This window comes from Cobetia sp. UCD-24C (genome assembly GCF_001306765.1).
GTDB lineage: Bacteria > Pseudomonadota > Gammaproteobacteria > Pseudomonadales > Halomonadaceae > Cobetia > Cobetia amphilecti.
The window spans coordinates 203,237-225,578 of the sequence record NZ_LJTD01000005.1; the positions used below are offsets into that span (position 1 = coordinate 203,237).

General features: G+C 63.3%; 17 protein-coding genes. 11 read left to right on the forward strand and 6 right to left on the reverse strand.

What is annotated here, in order from left to right; all coding sequences use genetic code 11:
* Positions 1–64: 64 nt before the first annotated feature.
* Both apbC and AOG28_RS09585 read right to left on the reverse strand, forming a co-directional pair.
* Entirely contained in the window at positions 65–865 is an 801-nt protein-coding gene (gene apbC / locus AOG28_RS09580) for an iron-sulfur cluster carrier protein ApbC (RefSeq protein WP_082388625.1), read from the reverse strand.
* 198 nt (positions 866–1,063) lie between these two features.
* Positions 1,064–1,777, reverse strand: a complete 714-nt coding sequence (locus AOG28_RS09585) for an RNA pseudouridine synthase (protein ID WP_054556277.1) — start codon at positions 1,775–1,777, stop codon at positions 1,064–1,066.
* Between the two features lie 625 nt (positions 1,778–2,402).
* Between AOG28_RS09585 and AOG28_RS09590 the strand changes: the two genes are divergently transcribed.
* Positions 2,403–3,080, forward strand: a complete 678-nt coding sequence (locus AOG28_RS09590; RefSeq protein WP_082388629.1) for a cell wall hydrolase — start codon at positions 2,403–2,405, stop codon at positions 3,078–3,080.
* Between the two features lie 204 nt (positions 3,081–3,284).
* Here AOG28_RS09590 and AOG28_RS09595 read toward each other — a convergent pair whose 3' ends face one another.
* Positions 3,285–4,904 carry an alkaline phosphatase gene (locus AOG28_RS09595; protein WP_235507008.1) on the reverse strand — a complete coding sequence of 540 codons (1,620 nt, stop codon included), beginning with the start codon at positions 4,902–4,904 and terminating at the stop codon, positions 3,285–3,287.
* Between the two features lie 400 nt (positions 4,905–5,304).
* Complete coding sequence (locus AOG28_RS09600; protein WP_052384628.1) at positions 5,305–5,778, reverse strand: tellurite resistance TerB family protein; 474 nt, start codon at positions 5,776–5,778, stop codon at positions 5,305–5,307.
* Between the two features lie 249 nt (positions 5,779–6,027).
* On the opposite strand from AOG28_RS09600, the gene metG reads away from it, so the two are divergent.
* Positions 6,028–8,079 carry a methionine--tRNA ligase gene (gene metG, locus AOG28_RS09605; protein ID WP_054556279.1) on the forward strand — a complete coding sequence of 684 codons (2,052 nt, stop codon included), beginning with the start codon at positions 6,028–6,030 and terminating at the stop codon, positions 8,077–8,079.
* A 100-nt stretch (positions 8,080–8,179) separates the two neighbouring features.
* Here the strand turns inward: metG and AOG28_RS09610 are convergent, their stop codons facing one another.
* Complete coding sequence (locus AOG28_RS09610) at positions 8,180–8,686, reverse strand: DUF3465 domain-containing protein (RefSeq protein WP_082388633.1); 507 nt, start codon at positions 8,684–8,686, stop codon at positions 8,180–8,182.
* A gap of 336 nt (positions 8,687–9,022) precedes the next feature.
* Between AOG28_RS09610 and rsxA the strand changes: the two genes are divergently transcribed.
* From rsxA to AOG28_RS09655, 9 genes are all read left to right on the forward strand, one after another.
* On the forward strand, positions 9,023–9,604 hold the full coding sequence (rsxA, locus tag AOG28_RS09615) for an electron transport complex subunit RsxA (RefSeq protein WP_043334102.1): 582 nt from the start codon (positions 9,023–9,025) through the stop codon (positions 9,602–9,604).
* A 1-nt stretch (position 9,605) separates the two neighbouring features.
* Complete coding sequence (gene rsxB / locus AOG28_RS09620; RefSeq protein WP_054556280.1) at positions 9,606–10,244, forward strand: electron transport complex subunit RsxB; 639 nt, start codon at positions 9,606–9,608, stop codon at positions 10,242–10,244.
* Complete coding sequence (gene rsxC, locus AOG28_RS09625; protein ID WP_152965393.1) at positions 10,244–13,252, forward strand: electron transport complex subunit RsxC; 3,009 nt, start codon at positions 10,244–10,246, stop codon at positions 13,250–13,252. Before rsxB ends, rsxC begins: the two co-directional genes overlap by 1 nt.
* A gap of 91 nt (positions 13,253–13,343) precedes the next feature.
* On the forward strand, positions 13,344–14,384 hold the full coding sequence (gene rsxD / locus AOG28_RS09630; RefSeq protein ID WP_043334100.1) for an electron transport complex subunit RsxD: 1,041 nt from the start codon (positions 13,344–13,346) through the stop codon (positions 14,382–14,384).
* Positions 14,381–15,160 carry an electron transport complex subunit RsxG gene (gene rsxG / locus AOG28_RS09635; protein WP_082388637.1) on the forward strand — a complete coding sequence of 260 codons (780 nt, stop codon included), beginning with the start codon at positions 14,381–14,383 and terminating at the stop codon, positions 15,158–15,160. Before rsxD ends, rsxG begins: the two co-directional genes overlap by 4 nt.
* Positions 15,153–15,863 (forward strand): electron transport complex subunit E, encoded by a 711-nt coding sequence (locus AOG28_RS09640; RefSeq protein WP_054556281.1) that lies wholly within the window; start codon positions 15,153–15,155, stop codon positions 15,861–15,863. The genes rsxG and AOG28_RS09640 overlap by 8 nt, the downstream gene beginning before the upstream one ends.
* A gap of 90 nt (positions 15,864–15,953) precedes the next feature.
* Positions 15,954–16,589, forward strand: a complete 636-nt coding sequence (gene nth, locus AOG28_RS09645) for an endonuclease III (protein WP_054556282.1) — start codon at positions 15,954–15,956, stop codon at positions 16,587–16,589.
* 258 nt (positions 16,590–16,847) lie between these two features.
* Complete coding sequence (locus tag AOG28_RS09650; protein WP_054556283.1) at positions 16,848–19,055, forward strand: EAL domain-containing protein; 2,208 nt, start codon at positions 16,848–16,850, stop codon at positions 19,053–19,055.
* 61 nt (positions 19,056–19,116) lie between these two features.
* Positions 19,117–19,404: a hypothetical protein gene (locus AOG28_RS09655; protein WP_043334097.1), complete on the forward strand. Its 288-nt coding sequence runs from the start codon at positions 19,117–19,119 to the stop codon at positions 19,402–19,404.
* Between the two features lie 232 nt (positions 19,405–19,636).
* Here AOG28_RS09655 and pepN read toward each other — a convergent pair whose 3' ends face one another.
* Positions 19,637–22,288 carry an aminopeptidase N gene (gene pepN / locus AOG28_RS09660; RefSeq protein ID WP_054556284.1) on the reverse strand — a complete coding sequence of 884 codons (2,652 nt, stop codon included), beginning with the start codon at positions 22,286–22,288 and terminating at the stop codon, positions 19,637–19,639.
* Between the last annotated feature and the right edge of the window lie 54 nt (positions 22,289–22,342).

The following is a 22,342-nucleotide window of genomic DNA, read 5'->3' on the forward strand; positions in this document are numbered from 1 at the left end:
AATACCGGCCCGCTGCGCCGCTGGAAACCTCGCGACGAGGCGACGGCGGCGTGTCGGCTCAGGCTCAGCTGAAGCTGATGCTCGGGCCTTCGTCCGCCTCGGCAGTGTCCAGGGTCTCGATGACCTGACGCGCGATGGAGAGGAAACACTTGGCCACCTCCCCTTGCGGCTCCGCGATCACGCTGGGACGACCACCATCGGCATTCTCGCGAATGCTCAGGGTCAGCGGCAGCTGACCCAGCAGACGAGTCTGGTATTCCTCGGCGATGCGCTCACCGCCACCGGCACCGAAGACCGCTTCACTGTGGCCACACTGGCTGCAGGTATGCGTGCTCATGTTCTCGACCACGCCCAGCACCGGCACCTTGACCTTGCGGAACATCTCGATGCCCTTCTGGGCATCCAGCAGCGCGATGTCCTGCGGCGTGGTGACGATGACAGCCCCGGAGACCGGCACCTTCTGTGACAGGGTCAGCTGGATGTCACCGGTGCCCGGCGGCATGTCGATCAACAGCACGTCCAGCTCTCCCCAGGCAGTCTGGTTGAGCAGCTGCTGGAAGGCACCCGCGACCATCGGGCCACGCCAGACCATCGGGTCCTTCACGTCGACCAGATAGGCCATCGACATGGTCTTGATGCCATGCGCTTCGATGGGGCTGAAGACCTGCTCACCGGCCATTTCCGGACGCTGGCCGGTCGGCACGCCGAACATCTGCGCCTGACTCGGACCATAGATGTCGGCGTCCAGCAGGCCGACCTTGAGACCTTCCGCCGCCAATGCCAGCGCCAGATTGGCGGTGACGGTGGACTTGCCGACGCCACCCTTGCCGGAAGCGACCGCGACAATGTGCTTGATACCTTCCATACCTTGAAACTCCTGTGACGGCCTGCGCGGCGCGATGAATGTGGCGCGCAGGCGTCTGAACTGTCAGCGAAAAAAGCCGTGGAACACGATGGGCACAGTATGCCTGCCACCGCGATACGGGCCAAGCCGATGAAGCATGTCCATGGAAGCCATGCCTCAGGAAGCCATGGCCCTGGGAGCAAATCAGAAGCGCACGTCTCAGAAGCGCACGTCGACCGGCAGGAAGCGCCACTCGCCCGGCGCCATGCGACCGAGCAGAATCGCGCCCAGACGCAGACGACGCACCTCGATCACCTTGAGGCCCTGCTCCTCGACCGCGCCGCGGATACCGCCCACCGGCACCCGCTTCATGGCGATGCGCAGGCGGGTGTCGCTCTGCCAGCTGATGCTGACCTTGGGCTTGCGCCCACGGATGTCGGCGCACAGCGCGAAGCCGATACGCTTGAGGCCTTCGTCATCCAGTGTCCCTTCCACCTCGACGACGTATTCCTGCTCCAGCTGGTCGAGGTCATCACCCAGCTTGCGGATCACGCCACGGTTCTGTGACCACACCGCGAGACCGGATTCATCTTCGCCGAGCTCGGCCAGCGGCTGCTGGGACAGGAAATGCACCTTGAGCCAGTCGGCACCGCTGTTGTCGAGCGCACTGCGCGGCGCGCCGTCACGCAGGGTCAGCGGGTCCGGCAGCGGCGTGCCCGGCGGCTGATACCAGACCAGGGTCAGCGGCTCGATGGGTTCCATGCTGGCGCCTTCATCGACGGTGACTTCTTCATCGGTGACCTTGAAGAAAGGCGCTTCCACGATCTCGCCCGCGACACGTACCACCCCCTTGGCGATGAGATGCTCGGCCTCACGGCGCGAGATGCCCTGCTGATGGGCCAGAAACTTGGAAAGACGGACGGGTTCGGTCATGGGGACTCTCGAGGCAGCGACGCAGGCAACAGGCAGAGCAGCAGCACGCAGAAGCGCAGATAAAAAGAAGTGGGACAGCCTGACAGGGTCATCAAGGCTAGCCCGCCATGATAACGGCATGCGCCGAGGATGGCACGGACGAGACGCGCTGAAGATGCTAGGCTGCGTGGCCAGAAATCGGCGCGGCGCGCTTGAGCAGATCATTTGATGCGCCTTACCAGGTCCTTCGACGCTCTCCGCCAGCTCATCTGGTCCACTACGCCTGGTCATCCGTCCCTCTGGCGCAAGCGATCTGGCTGCCTCTGGCACGCCTGATCATGCACTGACAGGCGCGATGCGCTGCCCGCGCCATCGCCATCGCTACGCAACCGCGTGGTGACACTTGCGGAACCCTTTGCGCGGCAAAGCGTCAGAGTTGCGTTGAAGCTCACTCTGGGCCATACAAGGTCAGGGTCAGGCAAACTGATGCGCTTGCGCGTCGACTGTCGCTACCGAGGAAGCCGGTGGCCAACGCTTCAGTCTCCGTCAGTGACTCGCCAACCGAAGGTGTGCGGTCGACCCGGATTGACCCTGCGCGCCATCCCGCCTTGCTGCGCTTCCCAGGCCACGTTCACAGGTATCTTGCATGCGTTTACCCCTCACATCGCGCCGCCCACTGACTCACACTCGGCGCTACGCCATCAGCAGTGCACGCACGCTTCGCCATCTGGTACTGATCTTCGGCCTGACGCTGGCCGCGGGCTGCTCCGCGCCGCACGCCTCGGACGCGCCTGCCGCACCGACCACCGCGGCCAAGGCAGCCGTCAAGGCCGAACGGCTGGAAAGCCTGCTGGTGCAAGGCGAAAGTGATGTGCCCGAGAACCTGCTGCTCAGCAAGGCCGGCGCCAAGGCGATCGACCCCAACGGCCAGCGTCCGGTGGATGACCCGCTGACCTGCCTGGCGCGTGCCGCCTACTGGGAAGCCAAGGGCGAAGGCAGAAGCGGCATGCAGGGCATCGTCAATGTGGTGATCAACCGCGCAGCCGACCCGCGCTTCCCCGATAGCCTGTGCGGCGTGGTCAAGCAGGGTGGCGAAAGCGGCAGCTGCCAGTTCTCCTGGTGGTGTGACGGTCGCTCCGACCGCATTCGCGAACCCGCCGCCTACGCCGAGGCACGCGACGTGGCCCGTCAGGCACTCAACCATCAGCTGGAAGACGTCACCGACGGCGCCCTCTACTTCCACGCCCGCTACGCCACGCCCTACTGGGCCAAGCGCTTCGTGCGCACCGCGCGCATCGGTCAGCACCTGTTCTATCGCAACTGACTCACCCTTTCACCAGGGCATGACGGGTAGAACCATCACCAGCAAGTTGCCTGACATGCCGCACGTCAGCGCCATGTCGCGTACAAGACCGTGACGGAAAGACCGTACAGGAAACAGACAAACCAGAAGGCCCCTGATGATTCACTCATCAGGGGCCTTCTGGGTCATATCATCACTCAATCTTCAGTAATGGGCCGAGTCCGACTACTTCGCTACCACTGTCTTCAGATACTGCCCTATCTCGGAATGGTGCAGGATGGACGAGACCGGCAAGATGTCGTTGGCTGGCCCCCATGCAAAGACGTTGACTGGCGTATGGGTGTGCGTACCAGTCCCCCAGACGGTGTTTTGCTGTGTCGCCAATGCCCGCGCCAGCAGGTTGCCGCGATCGTTATAGGGGAAGAAGGCGTCGAAGTCGTGAACTGCCGGCACCTCGCTGACCCCGAGGTAACTATGTCCATCCACATGATAGGGGTTGGGCTTGTTGGCCAGTACTTCAGCTGCCTGGGCTTCGGTAATCTGGAAGTCACTATTGCCATTGACAGCCGCCATCAAGCGCGCCGGTGTGCGCTCATCTTGCGGTAGTGCCTCGAAATCACTGAGCAGCTCGTAATAGGTCTGCTTCTGCTCATAGAGACTGTCCAGAATCGAGAAGTCACCAAAATTGAAATTGGGTGCGTAATCCTGATCTGCGAATGCAGGGCCTGATTTCTTCTGCGCTGCCGGTAAATTGGCGCTGGAATAACTGAAGCCGAATGCCCCCGTCTCATGGTCGGCCGTTACCAGGATGATTGTATCGTCTCGCTCTCGCGCCCAGTCATAGACACCTTGCACGGCCTCATCGAACTTGATCAGTTCATTGAGCATGGTGCCCGCATCATTGGAATGCGCGGCCCAGTCGATCTGGCCACCCTCGACCATCAAAAAGAAACCATCATCATCCTGTTCCAGCATTGACAGTGCTTTCTGGGTCATCTCATGCAGGGTCGGCTGCTGACGCTGTGGGTCATCATGGCTATCTCGATAGCTGATACCATCCGCCATACCCGAGTTGGCGAATAGCCCCAATACCTTGGTGCCATTGAGTGCGGCCATCTGATCACGCGTAAAGGCTAGCCCATAGCCTTGATCTGCAGCTTCCTGGAGCAGATTTCGTTCATCCTTGCGCTTGGAGGTTGGCGACCAGGCACCTTGCATCAGCGTCTCGACACTGCCCGCGCTTTCCCCCGGCTCACTGACGGACTGTGGCACGAAGTGACGCAACCCTCCCGACAGCATGACATCCGGCCCGGTCATGAGCATGTCTTCGGCAATGGCATTTTCCAGTGAACGATGCGGCTGGTGGGCGGCGAAGGCCGCCGGAGTCGCGTGGGTCAGGCGCGTATCGGACACCAATCCGGTGGCCTTGCCGACTCGTTTGGCAAGCTCGAGGACGGTTTCAACCCGATTACCCTCTGAATCTATGCCGATCACCTCGCCCCCGGTGAAGATACCCGTCGAGAGCTGAGTCGCTGAACAGGCCGAATCCACTACCACGGCATCTTCAGGGTGAGTCAATGAAGCGCCCACCACGCCTTCCTTCGCCAGCTGGTAGAGTGCCGTCGAACGCCCCTGATATATCGAATCCGGCGCACGATTGGCGTATGTCTCCAGCATGCCAACCTGCTGGGGCCCCATGCCATCGCCAATCATCAGAATGACATTCTTGATCTCTGCCGCATTGGCCAGCGGCATCCAGCTCATGCTTCCCGTCAGCGCAACGACGGCCCACCCTTTTCGACACCATCGTCCTTGCCGGTTCTGATGAGACATCATCATGGTCATCTTCCGTGTTCCCTTATCGTTGTTGGCATCCGTGTTACCCGGGCACATACGATACTCGTGCAAGTCTGTACGTCTGTGTTCGAACGGAGCGCTTGTTGGTCAGAAATGAATCGCGATCTGCTCACATGGCGGCACCCAAGGTGCCAACTGGAGCATGCGCTTCACTATTGACGACGCAAGCAGAGCCGTCCATATCAATGGCCCGGCTACAGGACAATTCATGACGAAAGGATGACATAAAGATGTCAGATTAATGACAGACGACACTGCGACCAGAAGCCCCAAACACGACGCCCCCGCTGCCATTGGCAACGGGGGCGTCGTGTTTAGGGATGCCTGAATAGCGGTGTCTGGAGAGGGGCGCCCAGGCAGGGACGTCCATACCGAGACGCCTGACGGATCAGGTGTCCGGCTGTGCCGCCAGCTTGGTGCGGATGAACTCGCTGTGGCTGACATGCAGCAGGCCGGCAAGACGGCGGATGCGATGCTCTTCCTGCGGGTCCAGCTCGCCATCGGCGTAGGCCAGCTCCCAGAGCATGCCGATCAGCTCGCTGCGCTCCTCAAGGCTCATGTGCTCGTTGAGTTGCTTGACGAAGCGATAGTGGTCCGTGGCCTGCTCGGCATCCTGCTCGGCCTGGGTCAGCAGGCTGGCAAGTTCCTCATCCCCCAGCGAGAAGCGCTCGGCCAGCTGGCGCGCCAGGGCTTCACGTTCGCGCACATCAAGATGGTCATCGGCGCGTACCACCTCGAACATCAGCACGGCCATGGCGAGTTCCGGGCCGGGCTCCTCGTTGGGACGGGCGTTGCTGCCGGGCATCATCACCTGGCGGATGAGACGATTGATCTGACCGGCGACGGATAGCTGTGCTGGCATGCTGACCTCCAGGAACGGAAAATGTAGTGTCCTTGAATCCTTCATGAGGGCAGCGGCACGGGTTGCAACCTCGCAGTTGCGCACGCCAGCGTTGCCGGTGACGCGACGCGCCCTTCGCGCCGCCCGCACCTTCGCGATATAGTAGCGCCCATCCCGACGGGGCGATGCGTTCGCCCCTTATCACGAGTCATCCCGGCGAGTGGCTGCGCACTGCGCAGCAGGCGCCCTTTACCGTCAAGACGAGGCCTCATGTCAGCGCGCAAGATTCTGGTTACCAGTGCCCTGCCCTATGCCAATGGGTCGATCCACCTGGGTCACCTGCTTGAGTACATCCAGACCGACATCTGGGTACGCTTCCAGAAAAGCCGTGGCCACGAATGCCATTACGTGTGCGCCGATGACGCCCACGGCACCGCTATCATGCTGCGTGCCGAGCAGGAAGGTGTCACCGCCGAGCAGCTGATCCAGCGTGTGAGTGACGAGCACCAGGCCGACTTCGCCAAGTTCGGCGTCGGCTTTGACAACTATCACTCCACCCACTCACCGGAGAACCGCGCCCACAGCGAGCGCATCTATCTGGCGCTGCGCGATGCCGGCCATATCGCCACGCGCGATATCGAGCAGATGTTCGATCCGGTCAAGGGCCTGTTCCTCGCCGACCGCTTCATCAAGGGCACCTGCCCGAAGTGCAAGACCGAAGACCAGTACGGCGACAACTGTGAAGCCTGCGGCGCGGCCTACACGCCGGCCGAGCTGATCGATCCGGTCTCGGCCATTTCCGGCGCCACGCCGGAAATGCGCACGTCCACCCACTACTTCTTCAAGCTGCCGAACTTCGCCGAGTTCCTGCAGGAGTGGACCAAGAGCGGCCGCGTGCAGAGCCAGATTTCCAACAAGCTGCAGGAATGGTTCGAGGCGGGTCTGGCCGAGTGGGACATCTCCCGCGATGCGCCCTACTTCGGCTTCGAGATTCCCGACGCGCCGGGCAAGTACTTCTACGTGTGGCTGGACGCGCCGATCGGCTACCTCGCCAGCTTCCAGAACCTGTGCGAGAAGCAGGGCATCGACTTCGACAGCTACTGGAAGGCCGACTCCGACGCCGAGGTCTATCACTTCATCGGCAAGGACATCGTCTACTTCCACGCCCTGTTCTGGCCGGCGATGCTGGAAGGTGCCGGCATGCGCACCCCGACCGGCGTCAACTGCCACGGTTTCGTGACCGTCAATGGCGCCAAGATGTCCAAGTCGCGCGGCACCTTCATCAAGGCCGACACCTACGCGCAGTTCCTCAACCCGGAATACCTGCGCTATTACTTCGCCGCCAAGCTGACCTCCGGCGTCGATGACCTCGACCTCAACCTCGACGACTTCACTGCCCGCGTGAATTCCGACCTGGTCGGCAAGGTGGTCAACATCGCCAGCCGCTGCGCCGGGTTCGTCAAGAAGTTCGGCGACGGCAAGCTGTCCGCGACCTGCGCCGAGCCGGAGCTGGTCGAGCGCTTCATCGCCGCTGGCGAAGGCATCGCGGCGGACTTCGAGGCCCGTGAATTCGCGCGCGCCATGCGCAAGGTGATGGAGCTGGCCGATGAAGCCAACACCTACATCGCCGACAAGGCACCGTGGGCGATGGCCAAGGAAGACGGCCGCGAGCAGGAAGTGCTCGACGTCTGCTCCGTGGGCATCAACCTATTCCGCCAGCTGATGGTCTATCTGGCGCCGGTGGTTCCGGAGCTGACCGACAAGGCACGCGACTTCCTGAACCTCGAGAGCCTCGACTGGGCCAGCCGTGAAAGCGTGCTGACCGATCATGCGATCAACAAGTTCAAGCCGCTGCTGACCCGTGTCGAGCCGGAGCGCATCGACAAGATGCTCGAAGCCTCGCGCGAAGTGCTGGTCGAGGAGCAGAAGATCAAGGACGGCACCGCCAAGGCAGAAGCCGCGGCCGCGCCGAGCCCGCTCGACGCCGACCCGATCGCCGACGAGATCGACTTCGATACCTTCATGAAGACCGACCTGCGCGTGGCGAAGATCGTCAAGGCGGAGCACGTCGAGAAGGCGGCCAAGCTGCTCAAGCTGACGCTGGATATCGGTGGCGAGACGCGCACCGTGTTCTCCGGCATCAAGTCCGCCTACGCGCCGGAAGCACTGGAAGGCCGCCTGACCGTCATGGTCGCCAACCTGGCGCCGCGCAAGATGCGCTTCGGCGTGTCCGAGGGCATGGTGCTGGCCGCCGGTGACGACGAAGGCATCTACCTGCTGGAGCCACACACCGGTGCCAAGCCGGGTCAGCGCGTCACTTGATGCAGTGATGCTGCACTGAAGCCTCTTCAGCACAACGCCCCGCCAGAGACTCTCTGGCGGGGCGTTGTCGTTCATGCGTCACATCCGGTCGGCGGGACGGCTACTCGTAACGGCGACCGGCATGCTCCAGCCAGCCATCCACATGGCGGCCACCGGGATCATGATGCGTCCAGTGGATCACGCCGCCCTTGTCGGTCCACTCATATTCGCCATAGAAGCCGATGCGATCACCGACCTGAAGACTGTCGATGCGTGGCGCGAGATCGATATTGTGCGCCACCAGAATGGTGGTACCACCCGCGACCCGGATCAGGAACTTCTGATGACGGCTGCCCTTGAGATCATCCCTGAGCAGACGCGTTACCTCACCCACGCCCCGCACCTGCACATCACTCTGCTGGGCACTGATGGCGCGCCTGAGTCGGCTTTCGTCTGCCGAGGAAACGCCTTCCCCCTGGGTCGCCTCGGCCTGCGGCGACTGGAAGTCATTCCACAGCTGGGAGAGCGAGAAGTTGCCATTGCCCGTCAGCTGCGAGATGCCCGCCATCGCCACCACCAGGATGATGACCCATAACAGCCGACGGCCGCGTGTTTCTGTCCTGCGCATATCCCGCTCCTTGTGCCACCCCGGATGACGTGAAAGTCTCTGATCACGCCATAATCAATAAAAGTAATAAAGGAATTCTTCTTTATTACTTCAAGAACCAAGCAAAACGCGAAACAATGGTCGTCTCATGCTGGCAACACTACGCCTCGCTTGCCACGCTACAGGCTGTCGGCCAGCAGCATCTTGCGTATAATACCGCCGCGCTCGACGATCCCCTGCCCTGCAGCTTCCTGACAGCTTGCGGCAGCAACAGCCCTGATCGCCTGCGAGTGCCGGTTCATGCATGCCGCGAGCACGGAAGCGCCTTCGAAACACCCTGACCGAGCGACGCCCCTGATGAGTGAATACCTTCTTATCCTGATCAGCACCATCCTGGTCAACAATTTCGTACTGGTGCAGTTCCTCGGCCTGTGCCCCTTCATGGGTGTCTCCAACAAGCTGGAGTCCGCGATGGGCATGTCGCTGGCCACCACCTTCGTGCTCACGTTGTCGTCGATGTGCGCCTACCTGACCTATCACTTCATCCTCGCGCCGCTGGGCCTCGAGTACCTGCGCACCATCGCCTTCATCATGGTGATCGCGGTGGTGGTGCAGTTCACCGAGATGGTGGTCAAGAAGACCAGCCCGCTGCTCTATCAGGTGCTGGGCATCTTCCTGCCGCTGATCACCACCAACTGCGCGGTACTCGGCGTGGCGCTGCTGACCCTGAACCGCAATTCCAGCTTCATGGAAGCCACACTCTACGGCTTCGGCGCGGCCGTCGGCTTCTCGCTGGTACTGGTACTGTTCGCCGCCATGCGCGAGCGTCTGGCCGTCGCCGATGTGCCGCGTCCCTTCCAGGGTCCGGCCATCGCGATGATCACCGCCAGCCTGATGTCGCTGGCCTTCCTCGGCTTCTCCGGACTGGTGCAGATCTGACATGCTCGAATTCTTCAACGACCATACGCTGATCTCCGCCATCGTCGCACTGGTGGCCATGGCCGTCGTCTTCGGCGGTCTGCTCGGCTTTGCCGCCGTGGCCTTCAAGGTCGAGGGCGACCCCATCGTCGAGCAGATCGACCAGCTGCTGCCGCAGACCCAGTGCGGCCAGTGCGGCTATCCGGGCTGCAAGCCCTATGCCCAGGCCATCGCCGAGGGGGACGAGATCAACAAGTGCCCACCGGGTGGCGAGAGCACCATCGCCTCGCTGGCCGACCTGCTGGGGCGCGAGGCCACGCCGCTGGATGGCGATGCCGACAACACCCCCAAGGTGGCGGTGATTCGCGAAGACGAATGCATCGGCTGCACCAAGTGCATCCAGGCCTGTCCGGTGGACGCCATCCTGGGCGCCGCCAAGCACATGCATACCGTGATCGCCGACGAATGCACCGGCTGCGACCTGTGCGTCGAGCCCTGCCCGGTGGACTGCATCGACATGGTGCCGGTCGCCACTGACGTGCGCAGCTGGCACTGGCCGCAACCGGCGGGCCCGACCCGCGACAATGCCCGCTTCAGCGGCAATCTGATCGTGACCGATGCCGCCGATTCTACTGCCACATCTGCAAGGAATGTCGCCTGATGGTTCTGTCGTTACTCAAATCCATGGTGACTTCCTCACGTTCCGCTGCCACGGCGGAGGCGGAACACACGCAGAAGGGTCAGGGCGCGCCGCGCGTGTTCGACTTCCACGGCGGTATCCATCCGCCGGAGCACAAGGCGCTCTCCAATCGCGCCCCGCTGGTGGCCGCCCCGCTGCCCCATGAGGTGGTACTGCCGCTCAGTCAGCATATCGGCGCGCCCGCCCAGCCGCTGGTGGAGATCGGCCAGCGCGTGAAGACCGGTGAGCTGATCGCTCGCGCCCAGGGCATGATCTCCGCGCCGGTGCATGCCAGCATCACCGGCGTGGTCACCGCCATCGAGCCGCGTCAGATCCCTCACGTCTCGGGCCTGGAAGATCTGTGCATCGTGATCGAGCGTGACGGCGAGATCGATGAATGGGCGCGCCTTGAGGCCTGGCGCGACTGGCGCCAGCAGGAAGCCCAGGACCTGATCCAGCGCCTGCAGGATGCCGGCGTGGTCGGCCAGGGCGGCGCGGGCTTCCCCTCGGCGGTGAAGGCGCGCGTGCGTGAGCGCCACGCCATCGACACCCTGATCCTCAACGCGGCGGAGTGCGAGCCTTACATCACCGCCGATGACCTGACCATGCGCACCCACCCGGAAGCGCTGATCGAAGGGCTCGAGATTCTCGCCAGCCTGATCGGCCCCGAGTGCATCCTGATCGGTATCGAGGACAACAAGCCCGAGGCCGTCATCGCGCTGGAGCAGGCGATTCGCGCCCGGCGTGCCGACAAGCGCCTGCCGCCGCTGGATTCACGTCTGGAAGTCGTGGTGGTGCCGACCAAGTACCCCTCCGGCGGCGAGAAGCAGCTGATCAAGCTGCTGACGGATCGCGAAGTGCCCAGTCGCGGCCTGCCCGCCGATGTCGGCGTGGTGGTGCACAATCCGGGCACCGTGCGCGCGGTGCAGCGTGCGGTGTGCTTCGGCGAGCCGATGATCTCGCGGGTCGTCACCCTGACTGGCGAGGCCCTGCAGCACCCGCACAACGTCGAGGCCCGCCTGGGCACCGCCATCGGTGACCTGCTGCGCCTGGCCGCTCCTTCTGCGAGCGGCATCGCCCGTCTGGTGATGGGTGGGCCGATGATGGGCTTCACCCTCGAGAGTGACGCCCTGCCGATCATCAAGACCACCAATTGTCTGCTGGCCTCCTCACCTGAGGCGGTGCCGGCCCCCGCTGTCGAGCAACCCTGCATCCGCTGTGGCATGTGCGAGCAGGCATGTCCGGCGGAGCTGCTCCCGCAGCAGCTCTACTGGTTCTCCAAGTCTCGCGAGTTCGACAAGGCCGAGCTCTACAACCTCGCGGACTGCATCGAGTGCGGTGCCTGCTCCTATGTCTGCCCCAGCCAGATTCCGCTGGTGCAGTATTACCGCTTCGCCAAGGGCGAGATTCGTACCGCCCAGCACGAGGCGCGCAAGTCAGAGCGCGCCCGTCACCGCTTCGAGTTTAAGCAGGCGCGCATGGCACGCGAGGAAGCCGAGAAGGAAGCCAAGCGCCAACAGCGTGCCCAGGCCGCCCAGAAGGCCGCCGCAGCGCGCGCCGAGACCGCGACTGCCGCCGACACGACGTCCACAGCGAGTGCCGCCGCTCCGTCGGCGCCGGCAGCGGCGACGGACCTCAAGGCCTTCAAGACGGCACGCGCCGCGGCCAACATCGCCCTCAAGAAGGCCGAGAAGGCGCTCAAGGCGGCTCAGGACAGTGGCGAGAGCAGCGCCAGTGATCTTGCGGCGCTTGACGCCAACGTGACCGCGGCCAAGACCCGACTTGCCAGTGCGGAAAGCGCCCTCAAGGCCGCCAGCGAGGCGAGCGAGTCAGCTGCCCCGGCGGCTGCCGGCGCTCCGACAGCCAACACTGCGACAACCGGTGCGGCTACTCCCGCCGCCGATCTCAAGGCGCTCAAGACGGCGCGCGCCGCGGCCAATATCGCCGTCAAGAAGGCCGAGAAGGCCCTCAAGACCGCCCAGGACAGCGGTGAAGGCGATATTCCCGCCCTCGAGTCCAGCGTGACGGATGCCAAGGCCCGACTGGCCAAGGCCGAAGCCGACCTCAAGGCTGCCAGCGAGGCCAGCGAGTCAGCTGCCTCTGCGGCGGCCAGCACTTCCGCGACAGGCGCGGCTGCCCCGGCAGCCGACCTCAAGGCGCTCAAGACGGTGCGGGCCGCGGCCAATATCGCGGTCAAGAAGGCCGAGAAGGCCCTCAAGACCGCCCAGGACAGCGGTGAGGGCGACATCCCCGCCCTCGAGGCCAGCGTGACGGATGCCAAGGCGCGCCTTGCCAAGGCTGAGGGCGACCTCAAGGCAGCGACCGACGCCGCTGGCGCTGCTCAAGGTACTGATAAAGGCCCTGTGGCAAGCGCTGCGGCTGGCTCTGCTCAAACCACTGATACAGGTGCGGCTGGCTCTTCTGCGGGTGCTGCTGCGCCTGCAGCTGCGGCACCCAGCGCCGATATCAAGGCACTCAAGACAGCACGCGCCGCGGCCAATATCGCGGTCAAGAAGGCCGAAAAGGCCCTGGCCCGCGCCAGCGAAAGTGGCGAAGGCGATATCGAGGACCTGCAGACCCTGCTGGCCACGGCCCAGGAAAACCTGCGTGCCGCTGAGGTGCGCCTCAACAGCGCGCAAGCTGGCAGCACTGACGCGACGCTTGCCACCAAGGGCGCGGGAGAATTGATTCCTGAGGCGCCCAAGCCCGCTGCGGGTTCAGTCGGGCGTGGCAGCATGGCCAGCAACGTGACGCTCTCACAGGCCGAGATCGAGGCATCACGCGCCGAGAACCTTGCCAAGCGTCACAAGCAGGTCAGCATCGCGGTCAAGGCGGCCGAGGCGGCCCACCGCAAGGCCGAGGCGGCTTTGAGCGAGACGGATGACGAAAACCGTCAGCGCCTGGCGACCAAGGTCGACCGCACGCGCCGCAATCTGGAACACGCCCGCGAGTCATTGGCCGAGGTGCAGGCACTGGTGGACGCCCAATGAGTGACCTAAGCCCAATTACCGCGCCAATGGCGACTCATCCTGATGCACGCCTCGTGTCATTGCCCATTTACCGCAAGGATCTGACCGTCTCATGAGCCTGATGCATGCAAGCTCCCCCCATGCCCACGGGCCAACCGCCACCTCGCGCGTGATGGCCTGGGTGCTGGCCGCGACGCTGCCGGGTATCGCCGTGCTGTGCTGGCACTATGGCTGGGGTGTGCTGTTCAACCTCGTCTTTGCCTGTCTGGCGGGTGTCGCCCTCGAGGCGCTGCTGCTCAAGCTGCGTGGCCGTCCGGTCAGCTTCTTCCTCAAGGACAATTCGGCGCTGGTGACCTGCGTGCTGCTGGCGGTGTCGTTGCCGCCGCTGGCACCCTGGTGGCTGGTACTGACCGGCGTGATCGCGGCCATCGTGGTCGCCAAGCAGCTCTACGGTGGCCTGGGCCAGAATCCGTTCAACCCGGCGATGGTCGCCTATGCGCTGCTGCTGATCTCCTTCCCGGTCGAGATGTCGCGCTGGTCATCCCCCGATGGCTTCGCACTCGGCTTCACTGACAGCCTGCAGCAGTTCTTCGGCGTGATCGCCACGCCAGACGCTCTGACCGGCGCCACGCCGCTGGATGCCTTCCGCAACAAGGGCGAGCTTTCCAGCAGCGAGTTCTGGGCAGACCCGAGCCTGCTGCCTGCCGCCAACCTGCTGGCCTGGCAGCAGACGGCCATCGCCTGGGGCCTCGGCGGCCTGGTGCTGCTGGCGCGTCGCCTGATCACCTGGCATATCCCGGTGGCAATGCTGGGCAGCCTGGCGGTGATCTCTGCCATCTTCGCCTTCGTGGATGGCGAGCAGCACGCCAGCCCCCTGATCCACCTGCTGTGCGGTGCGGCGATCTTCGGCGCTTTCTTCATCGCCACGGACCCCGTCACGGCGGCGACCTCCAACAAGGGCAAGCTCTATTACGGCGTCGGCATCGGCGTGCTGATCTACCTGATTCGCACCTTCGGCGCCTACCCTGACGCCATCGCCTTCGCGGTGCTGCTGATGAACTTCAGCGTGCCGTTCATCGATTACTACACTCAGCCACGCAGCTATGGTCACAAGAAGGCCCGTCGCGGCATCAAGCTGGAGGACAAGGCATGAGCCTGACGCCTGATCAGCCCGAACAGCAAGCCCAGGCCGCGCAGGGTCTGAAGCACACCATCGCGCGGGCCGCGCTGGGTCTGGCGGTCTTCGCCGTCGTCACCGCAGGCGTCGTCGCCGTGACCCAGATGACCACCGCCGAGACCATCGCCGACAACGAGCGTGCCGCCCAGAGCGCGGCGCTGGCCGAGATCATCCCGCCGTCGCTGCACGACAATGACCTGCTCGACGCGGCCTTTGCCCTGCCGCCCTCTCAGGTGCTGGGTCTGGAGAGTGCCGATACCGGCTGGCGCGCCACCCAGAATGGCGAGACCGTCGCGGTGCTGCTGCCGGTGGTGACCGGCAAGGGTTACAGCGGCGATATCCGCCTGCTGGTCGGTATCCGTGCCGATGGCAGCGTGGCAGGAGTGCGCGCCGTCAAGCACGCCGAGACCCCGGGGCTGGGCGACAAGATCGAAGCGCGCAAGTCCGACTGGATTCACGAATTCGATGACCAGACGCTCAGCTCGGTGGAATGGAAGGTGAACAAGGATGGCGGTGATTTCGACCAGTTCACCGGTGCGACCATCACCCCGCGCGCCGTGGTGGGTGCCGTTCGTCAGGCATTGATCTACTTCATGGCGCACCGCACGGCGCTGCTGGCCGGCGACAGCGAGACGTTGACCGCGACCCGCCGCGCTGCCAAGGCCCAGCAGGACACGCAAGCTCCCACCGCTGATGGCACGCTCACGCCATCAGCGCCTTCTGAACACGGCGGAGACGAACCTCATGAGTGATATCTCGCTTGGCAAGATCAGCCGCGACGGCCTGTGGGACAACAACCCGGCGCTGGTACAGCTGTTGGGCCTGTGCCCGCTGCTGGCCGTCACCGCCAGCGTCGTCAACGCCATCGGGCTGGGGCTTGCCACGCTGCTGGTGTTGATCGGCTCCAACGTGGCGGTGTCGTTGATCCGCAATCTGGTGCCTTCTGCAGTGCGCCTGCCGGCCTTCGTGATGATCATCGCCTCCTTCGTGACCTGTGCCGAGCTGCTGATGAAGGCCTACACCTATGAGCTCTATCAGATTCTCGGCATCTTCATTCCGCTGATCGTCACCAACTGCGCGATTCTCGGGCGTGCCGATGCCTTCGCCGCCAAGCATCCCGTGCTGCCGGCGGCCACCGATGGCCTGATGATGGGGCTGGGATTCATGGCCGTGCTGGTGCTGCTGGGTGGCATGCGTGAGCTGTTCGGCCAGGGCACGCTGTTTGCCGGCATGGAACTGCTCGTCGGGCCGATGGCCGCCGATTGGCAGCTGACGATCTTCCCGGACTACTCCTTCCTGTTCCTGGTGCTGCCACCGGGCGCCTTCTTCTGCATGGGGCTGATCATCGCGGGCAAGAAGACCATCGATGAGCGACTCGAGCAGCGCCGCAAGGCAGTCAACGCCGATGCGCCCAAGGTGTCGCGTCGTGTGCGCGTGACCGGCACCATCTCCTGAGCCCCTCTCACACAGGCTGTCAGCCCGCTGGCTGACAGCCTGTGTCGACGACGCCCGCTTCCAAGCCCTTACCGCCGTACCCGAGATACCATGAACGCCCAGAAACGCCTCGAGATCTTCACCCGTCTGCGCAACGAGAATCCTGAGCCACGCACCGAGCTTGCCTGGTCAACGCCCTTCGAGCTTTTGATCGCGGTGCTGCTGTCGGCGCAGGCGACGGATGTGGGCGTCAACAAGGCCACGGCGAAGCTGTATCCGGTCGCCAATACGCCGGTGAGCATTCTTGCGCTGGGCGTCGAGAGCCTGAAGGAGTACATCAAGACGATCGGCCTGTTCAACACCAAGGCCGAGAACGTCATCAAGACCTGCCGCATGCTGATCGAACGGCATGGTGGCGAGGTGCCGCAGACCCGCGAGGCGCTGGAAGCGCTGCCCGGCGTGGGCCGCAAGACCGCCAACGTGGTGCTCAACACCGCCTTCGGTCAGCCGACCATGGCGGTGGACACGCACATCTTCCGCGTCTCCAACCGCACCCGCATCGCCCCGGGCAAGAACGTGCTGGAGGTCGAGCACAAGCTGATGCGCCATGTGCCCAAGGAGTTTCTGGTCGACGCCCACCACTGGCTGATCCTGCATGGCCGCTACACCTGCGTGGCACGCAAGCCGCGCTGTGGCAGCTGCATCATCGAAGATCTCTGCGAGTACAAGGACAAGGTCGACCTGTAACGCCTCCCGGCACGAGGATTTGATGACTTCTTCACGAGCAGGGGCTGGATGACTGGAACCTTGTGAGCAACAGCTTGATGACTGGGACTTGATCACCAGACGCCTGGCGAAAGCCCCGATCCTGCGTAGACTGCCTGCGTGGCCTGCACCGTGGGCTGCATGCATGATCGTTGATTGAGCATGAACCCCGCCTCCCCGCCTATTCAACCGAGCGGCAACGTAGACTGAGCGCACAGACCGTCGCCTCAGGAACCTGCCATGACCGCACCTTCCGATGCCGGGGATCACCGCTCTCCGCGCCCAGAAGGCTCCGACGATTCCCGCCAGCCTGATGACAGCTGCCTGCACTCGCGCCTGCAGGAGATGTCGTCACGTCTCGAGGCACTGGAAGCCGAGAACCACCTGCTGCGCACCCTGGTCGACACCCACCCCGACATCCTGTTCATCAAGGATGCCAAGGGGCTGTTTCGCTACGCCAATCGCACCCTGACCGAATTCTATGGCACCTCGCGCGAGGACATCATCGGGCGCGATGACAGCCATTACACCGGCAATACCGAGCAGAGCCACTTCTTTCGGCGCAGCGTGGAGCAGGTGCTCAGCAGGTTCGAGCGCGAGACGGTCTTCGAGGATGCCACCGACGGCACCACCGGTGAGGTCAACCACTTCCGCTCCATCAAGCAGCCCTTCCGTGACATTCACGGCCAGCCACTGGTCGCCGTTCTGGCGCACAACATCACGGCAGAAGTCCGTGAGCATGAGCGCAAGACCCGCCAGATCGACCACATCTATGACACCTCGCTGGAAGGCTTCTGGGACTGGAACATCCTGACCAGCTCCGTGACGCACAATCGCCGCTGGTCACAGATTCTGGGCATCCCGGAGAGCGAGCTCAGCAACAGTTTGGAAGAATTCGCAAGCCTGCTGCACCCCGAGGACAAGCCCGAGGCGATGATCGCCATCCAGGACTGCATGGCGGGCAAGACAGCCTACTATCACCGCCACCGCATGCTGACCCGCGGTGGCGACGTCGTCTGGGTGATCGACAAGGGCGATGTCATCGAGCGTGACAGCGAAGGCAATCCGCTGCGCATGATCGGCTCGATCACCGATATCACGCGTATCGTCGAATCAGAGGCCCTGCTGCACCAGCACAGCCGCTTCGACTCGCTGACCAAGCTGGCCAACCGAGCCACGCTGATCGACAGCCTGCAGCAGGCCATCATCATCACCGACGCCCGTGACACCCACGGCGCGCTCATCTTCATCGATCTGGATCACTTCAAGAAGATCAACGACCTGCTGGGGCATACCACCGGCGACCATCTGTTGATCGAGGTGGCCCACCGCCTGAGCTCCACGGTGCGTGACAGCGACCTGGTAGCACGCTTCGGCGGGGACGAGTTCGTCATCCTGGTACAGCCCTTGAGCCACGATCCGCAGACTGCCTGTCGCGAACTGGATGAAGTGATGGAGCGCCTGCAGCAGGCGCTCAACCAGCCGTATTCGCTCTTGGGCCCGCAAGCGCAGCCGCTGCAACATCACAGCTCGGCGAGCCTGGGCAGCATCATGTTCCATGATCGCCATCTGAGCGCCGAGGAGCTCATCCGGCGCGCGGATATCGCGATGTATCGCGCCAAGGAAGCCGGACGCAATCAGACCGTCCGCTTTGATCCCAGCATGCGCGTGGAGCTTGAGCGCGCCGTGCAGCTGGAAAATGACCTGCGCTGCGCCATCGAGAATGAAGAGCTCTACGTGGAACTGCAGCCGCAATTCGATCGGGGACTCAAGCTGGTCGGCGCCGAGTGCCTGTTGCGTTGGCGACACGCCAAGCTCGGCAATATCTCGCCCTATGAATTCATTCCGCTGGCCGAGAAGAGCCAGCTGATCGACAGCCTCGGCGACTGGGTGCTGGAGCAGGCCTGCAAGCTGCTGGAGGACTGGCAGAAAGGCACCGCCTTCGCAAAGATCTATCTGTCGGTCAATGTCAGCGTCAAGCAGCTGGACTCCCCTCACTACGTCGGCAATGTCGCCAAGGCACTCAGCCAGCACACGCTTGATCCGCAATATCTGCAGCTGGAGCTGACCGAAAACGTCTTCGCCACCGAAATGCCCGCCACGGTCGCACGCATGCACGAACTGCGCTCGCTGGGCCTGCGTCTGTCGCTGGATGATTTCGGCACCGGTTTCTCCTCACTGACCTACATCAAGCACCTGCCCTTCGATGAGCTCAAGGTCGACCGCAGCTTCGTCAATGATCTCGAGAACGACGAGATGAACCGTCGCATGGTGAACTTCATGGTACAGCTGGGGCGTGAGCTGGGCATGTGCGTGGTGGCGGAAGGCGTCGAGACCCCAAGGCAGCGCGAACTGCTGCTGGAGATGGGCTGTGATGCCCTGCAGGGTTATCTGATGGACAAGCCGATGGCGATCGAGGCATTCACCGCCAAGTATCAGCTCGGATGACAGCGCATCCGCGTCTTTCATGGCACACTGGGGCCTCTTTTCTGTCTGGACATCATGCGTTATGGAAGACTTCTTCAACTGGATCGGCACGCAACTGGGTGCCGCCATTCGCTTCATCGTCGAAGGTCTGGGCGGTTTCTTCGCCAACTTCGATGATGCCCTATCGGGATTCTTCAATGGCCTCACTGGTGAGCTAGGGCTCAGCACTTCGTTGTTCAGCCTGCTGGGATTGATTCTGGGACTTTACCTGCTCTTCAAGGGCATCACATCACTGTTGAGAGGCTCCATCATCGGTGGGCTATTGATGACCTTCATCGGCCTGACCTTCCTGGGTTGGATGATTGCCTGACGCGCGATGCCCCTGAAAGCGATGACCCTGAAAGCAATGACCGTGTACGCGATGACCGTGTACGCGATGACCGTAAAGGCGATGACCGTGCAGGCGATGCCCTGACGGGACTTGCGCCAGGCTCGTGACATGAAAAAGCCCCTGCCATTCGGCAGGGGCTTTTTCATGTCAGCGGCAGTCATCACCATGCGCGCGATGACTGCCGTCTGTCTTCAAGGGTCAGCTCAGAGGATCAGGCCAGTGCCTTCTCCACGACTTCATACAGGTTGTTCGAGAGCTTCTCGCCACGGATACGCTCAAGCTCAGCCTTCATCAAGTCCTGACGCTTGGCATCGAAACGATTGTAACGCGTCAGCGGCGTGATGATGCGCGCCGCGATTTCCGGATTCAGACGATTGAGCTCGATGACCACATCCGCCAGCAGACGATAACCTTCGCCGTCGAGACGATGGAAGTTGACGCGGTTCTGGCCGGCGAAGGCGCCGATCAAGGCACGCACCTTGTTGGGGTTGGTCAACGAGAAGGCCGGATGCTCCATCAGGAAGCGCACGCGGTCCAGCACATCGGCCTGCGGACGCGTGACCTGGATCGAGAACCACTGGTCCATCACCAGCGGATCATGCGACCAGCGCTCGGCGAAGGACTTGAGTGCCGGGTCACCCAGGTCAGTGCGTGAGGAGTGCACCAGCATCGTCAGCGCGGCACGCACGTCGGTCATGTTGTGGGCCGCCGCCAGCTGAGTCTGGGCCAGGCGCACGCCCTCCTCGTCCTCGATGCTCATCAGATAGCTGAGCGCGGCATTCTTGAGGCTGCGACGCGCCATCTGCTCGAAGGTCGGCGCGTAGTCGCCCTGCTGCGCATTGGCGTGATAGAGCGCCACGAAGTCGTCGCGCAGCGCACTGGCCAGCTGCGCCTTGGCGGTCTTGCGCGCCCAGTGGATGGCATCGACATCGACGACACTCTGCTGCTCGGCGATGTAGGCCTCCGAGGGCAGCGTCAGCATCTCGGCCAGCACCGCACGATCGGAAGCCTCGCTCTGGAGCAGGAAGCGATAGGCGGCCAGCAGGCGCTCATCCAGCTGGGCCTCCTGCTCGCCACGCTGCCAGGCCGCCATCAGGTCTTCAAGCGCTGCCATGGCCAAACGCTGACCGGCATCCCAGCGGTTGAAGCCATCGCTGTCGTGCTGCATCAGGAAGGCCAGCTGCTCACGGCTGTAGTCAAAGGCCAGCTTGACCGGCGCCGAGAAGCCACGCAGCAGCGACGGCACCGGCTCGGCATCGCCGGCAAGGCCGGTGAAGACGAAGGTCTGCTCGGCTTCGGTCAGCTCCAGCACGGTTTCCGTGCCCAGCGCTTCGCCGTCGAGGGTCAGCGTCAGATCGCTGCCGTCGGCCCCGACCAGCCCCATGCGCACCGGGATCACCAGCGGCAGCTTCTCCGCCTGCCCCGGTGAAGGCGGCGTGGACTGACGCAGCGTGAGGGAATAGGTGCCTGCCTGGGCATCGAAGGTGCCACTGGCGGCGATGTTCGGCGTTCCGGCCTGTGAGTACCAGCGCATGAACTGGCTGAAGTCGCGACCGGAGGCTTCGCTCATCGCGCTGATGAAGTCCTCGATGGTGGCGGCGCTGCCATCGTTGCGCGCGAAGTAGAGGTCACTGCCACGGCGGAAGGCCTCTTCCCCGAGCAGGTTGGCGACCATGCGCACCACTTCGGAACCCTTCTCGTAGATGGTCAGGGTGTAGAAGTTGGAAATCTCGATATAGGACGCCGGGCGCACCGGGTGTGCGGTGGGGCCGGCATCTTCGGCGAACTGCGCGGTACGCAGCATGGCAACGTCTTCGATACGCTTGACCGGCGCCGAGTTCATGTCGGCGGAGAAGGTCTGATCGCGATAGACGGTGAAGCCTTCCTTCAGGGACAGCTGGAACCAGTCACGGCAGGTGACGCGGTTGCCCGACCAGTTGTGGAAGTACTCATGCGCGACCACCCCTTCGACGCGCTGGAAGGCGGCGTCGGTGGTGGTATCGGGGTTGGCCAGCACGCAGGCGCTGTTGAAGATGTTGAGGCCCTTGTTCTCCATCGCGCCCATGTTGAAGTCGTTGACCGCGACGATCATGAAGATGTCGAGGTCATATTCGCGACCGTAGACTTCCTCGTCCCACTTCATGGAGGCCTTGAGGGAGTTCATGGCGTGCTGGGTCTTGTCGAGATTTTCCGGCTCGACCCAAATTTCCAGAGCGACGTCACGGCCACTCATGGTGGTGAAGCTGTCGTCATGCTTGACCAGGTCTCCCGCCACCAGCGCGAACAGATAGCACGGCTTGGGATGCGGGTCTTGCCAGGTGACGAAGTGACGACCGCCCTCGCGCTCGCCACGCTCGATGGGGTTGCCGTTGGAGAGCAGGATCGGGTAGCTGTCCTTGTCGGCGATGATGGTGGTGGTGAACACCGACATCACGTCCGGACGGTCCGGGTAGTAGGTGATGCGACGGAAGCCTTCGGCCTCGCACTGGGTGCAGAACATGCCCGAGGACACATAAAGCCCTTCCAGCGCGGTATTCGCGGCCGGATCGATCACCACCACCGTCTCGAGCTCACAGTTGGCCGGCAGGCCGGCCAAGGTCAAGTGAGTCTCGTCGAGCTTGTATTCATCACTGGCCAGCGCTCGCCCATCGACACGCACGGACTCAAGCATCAGATGCTCGCCATTGAGCACCAGCGGCGGCGTGGCATCACTGCCCACGGCGGCATCGGGATTGGCCTCGAGGGTCAGCACGGTCGTCACACGGGTCGCGGACGGTGCCAGATCAAACGTCAGGCGGGTGTCCAGCACACGCCAGGCGGGTGCCTGATAATCGGCAAGATGAATCGCTGCAGGTTGTGACATCAAAGACTCCGCAATCAGCGCCGCGGGAGGGAACTCCTCACGGCAGGAAGACAG

Excerpts from the sequence above, each read along its gene's own strand:
- apbC (WP_082388625.1), bottom strand. The coding sequence starts at position 865 with ATGGAAGGTATCAAGCACATTGTCGCGGTCGCTTCCGGCAAGGGTGGC.
- AOG28_RS09585 (WP_054556277.1), bottom strand. The coding sequence starts at position 1,777 with ATGACCGAACCCGTCCGTCTTTCCAAGTTTCTGGCCCATCAGCAGGGC.
- AOG28_RS09590 (WP_082388629.1), top strand. The coding sequence starts at position 2,403 with ATGCGTTTACCCCTCACATCGCGCCGCCCACTGACTCACACTCGGCGC.
- AOG28_RS09595 (WP_235507008.1), bottom strand. The coding sequence starts at position 4,904 with ATGACCATGATGATGTCTCATCAGAACCGGCAAGGACGATGGTGTCGA.
- AOG28_RS09600 (WP_052384628.1), bottom strand. The coding sequence starts at position 5,778 with ATGCCAGCACAGCTATCCGTCGCCGGTCAGATCAATCGTCTCATCCGC.
- metG (WP_054556279.1), top strand. The coding sequence starts at position 6,028 with ATGTCAGCGCGCAAGATTCTGGTTACCAGTGCCCTGCCCTATGCCAAT.
- AOG28_RS09610 (WP_082388633.1), bottom strand. The coding sequence starts at position 8,686 with ATGCGCAGGACAGAAACACGCGGCCGTCGGCTGTTATGGGTCATCATC.
- rsxA (WP_043334102.1), top strand. The coding sequence starts at position 9,023 with ATGAGTGAATACCTTCTTATCCTGATCAGCACCATCCTGGTCAACAAT.
- rsxB (WP_054556280.1), top strand. The coding sequence starts at position 9,606 with ATGCTCGAATTCTTCAACGACCATACGCTGATCTCCGCCATCGTCGCA.
- rsxC (WP_152965393.1), top strand. The coding sequence starts at position 10,244 with ATGGTTCTGTCGTTACTCAAATCCATGGTGACTTCCTCACGTTCCGCT.
- rsxD (WP_043334100.1), top strand. The coding sequence starts at position 13,344 with ATGAGCCTGATGCATGCAAGCTCCCCCCATGCCCACGGGCCAACCGCC.
- rsxG (WP_082388637.1), top strand. The coding sequence starts at position 14,381 with ATGAGCCTGACGCCTGATCAGCCCGAACAGCAAGCCCAGGCCGCGCAG.
- AOG28_RS09640 (WP_054556281.1), top strand. The coding sequence starts at position 15,153 with ATGAGTGATATCTCGCTTGGCAAGATCAGCCGCGACGGCCTGTGGGAC.
- nth (WP_054556282.1), top strand. The coding sequence starts at position 15,954 with ATGAACGCCCAGAAACGCCTCGAGATCTTCACCCGTCTGCGCAACGAG.
- AOG28_RS09650 (WP_054556283.1), top strand. The coding sequence starts at position 16,848 with ATGACCGCACCTTCCGATGCCGGGGATCACCGCTCTCCGCGCCCAGAA.
- AOG28_RS09655 (WP_043334097.1), top strand. The coding sequence starts at position 19,117 with ATGGAAGACTTCTTCAACTGGATCGGCACGCAACTGGGTGCCGCCATT.
- pepN (WP_054556284.1), bottom strand. The coding sequence starts at position 22,288 with ATGTCACAACCTGCAGCGATTCATCTTGCCGATTATCAGGCACCCGCC.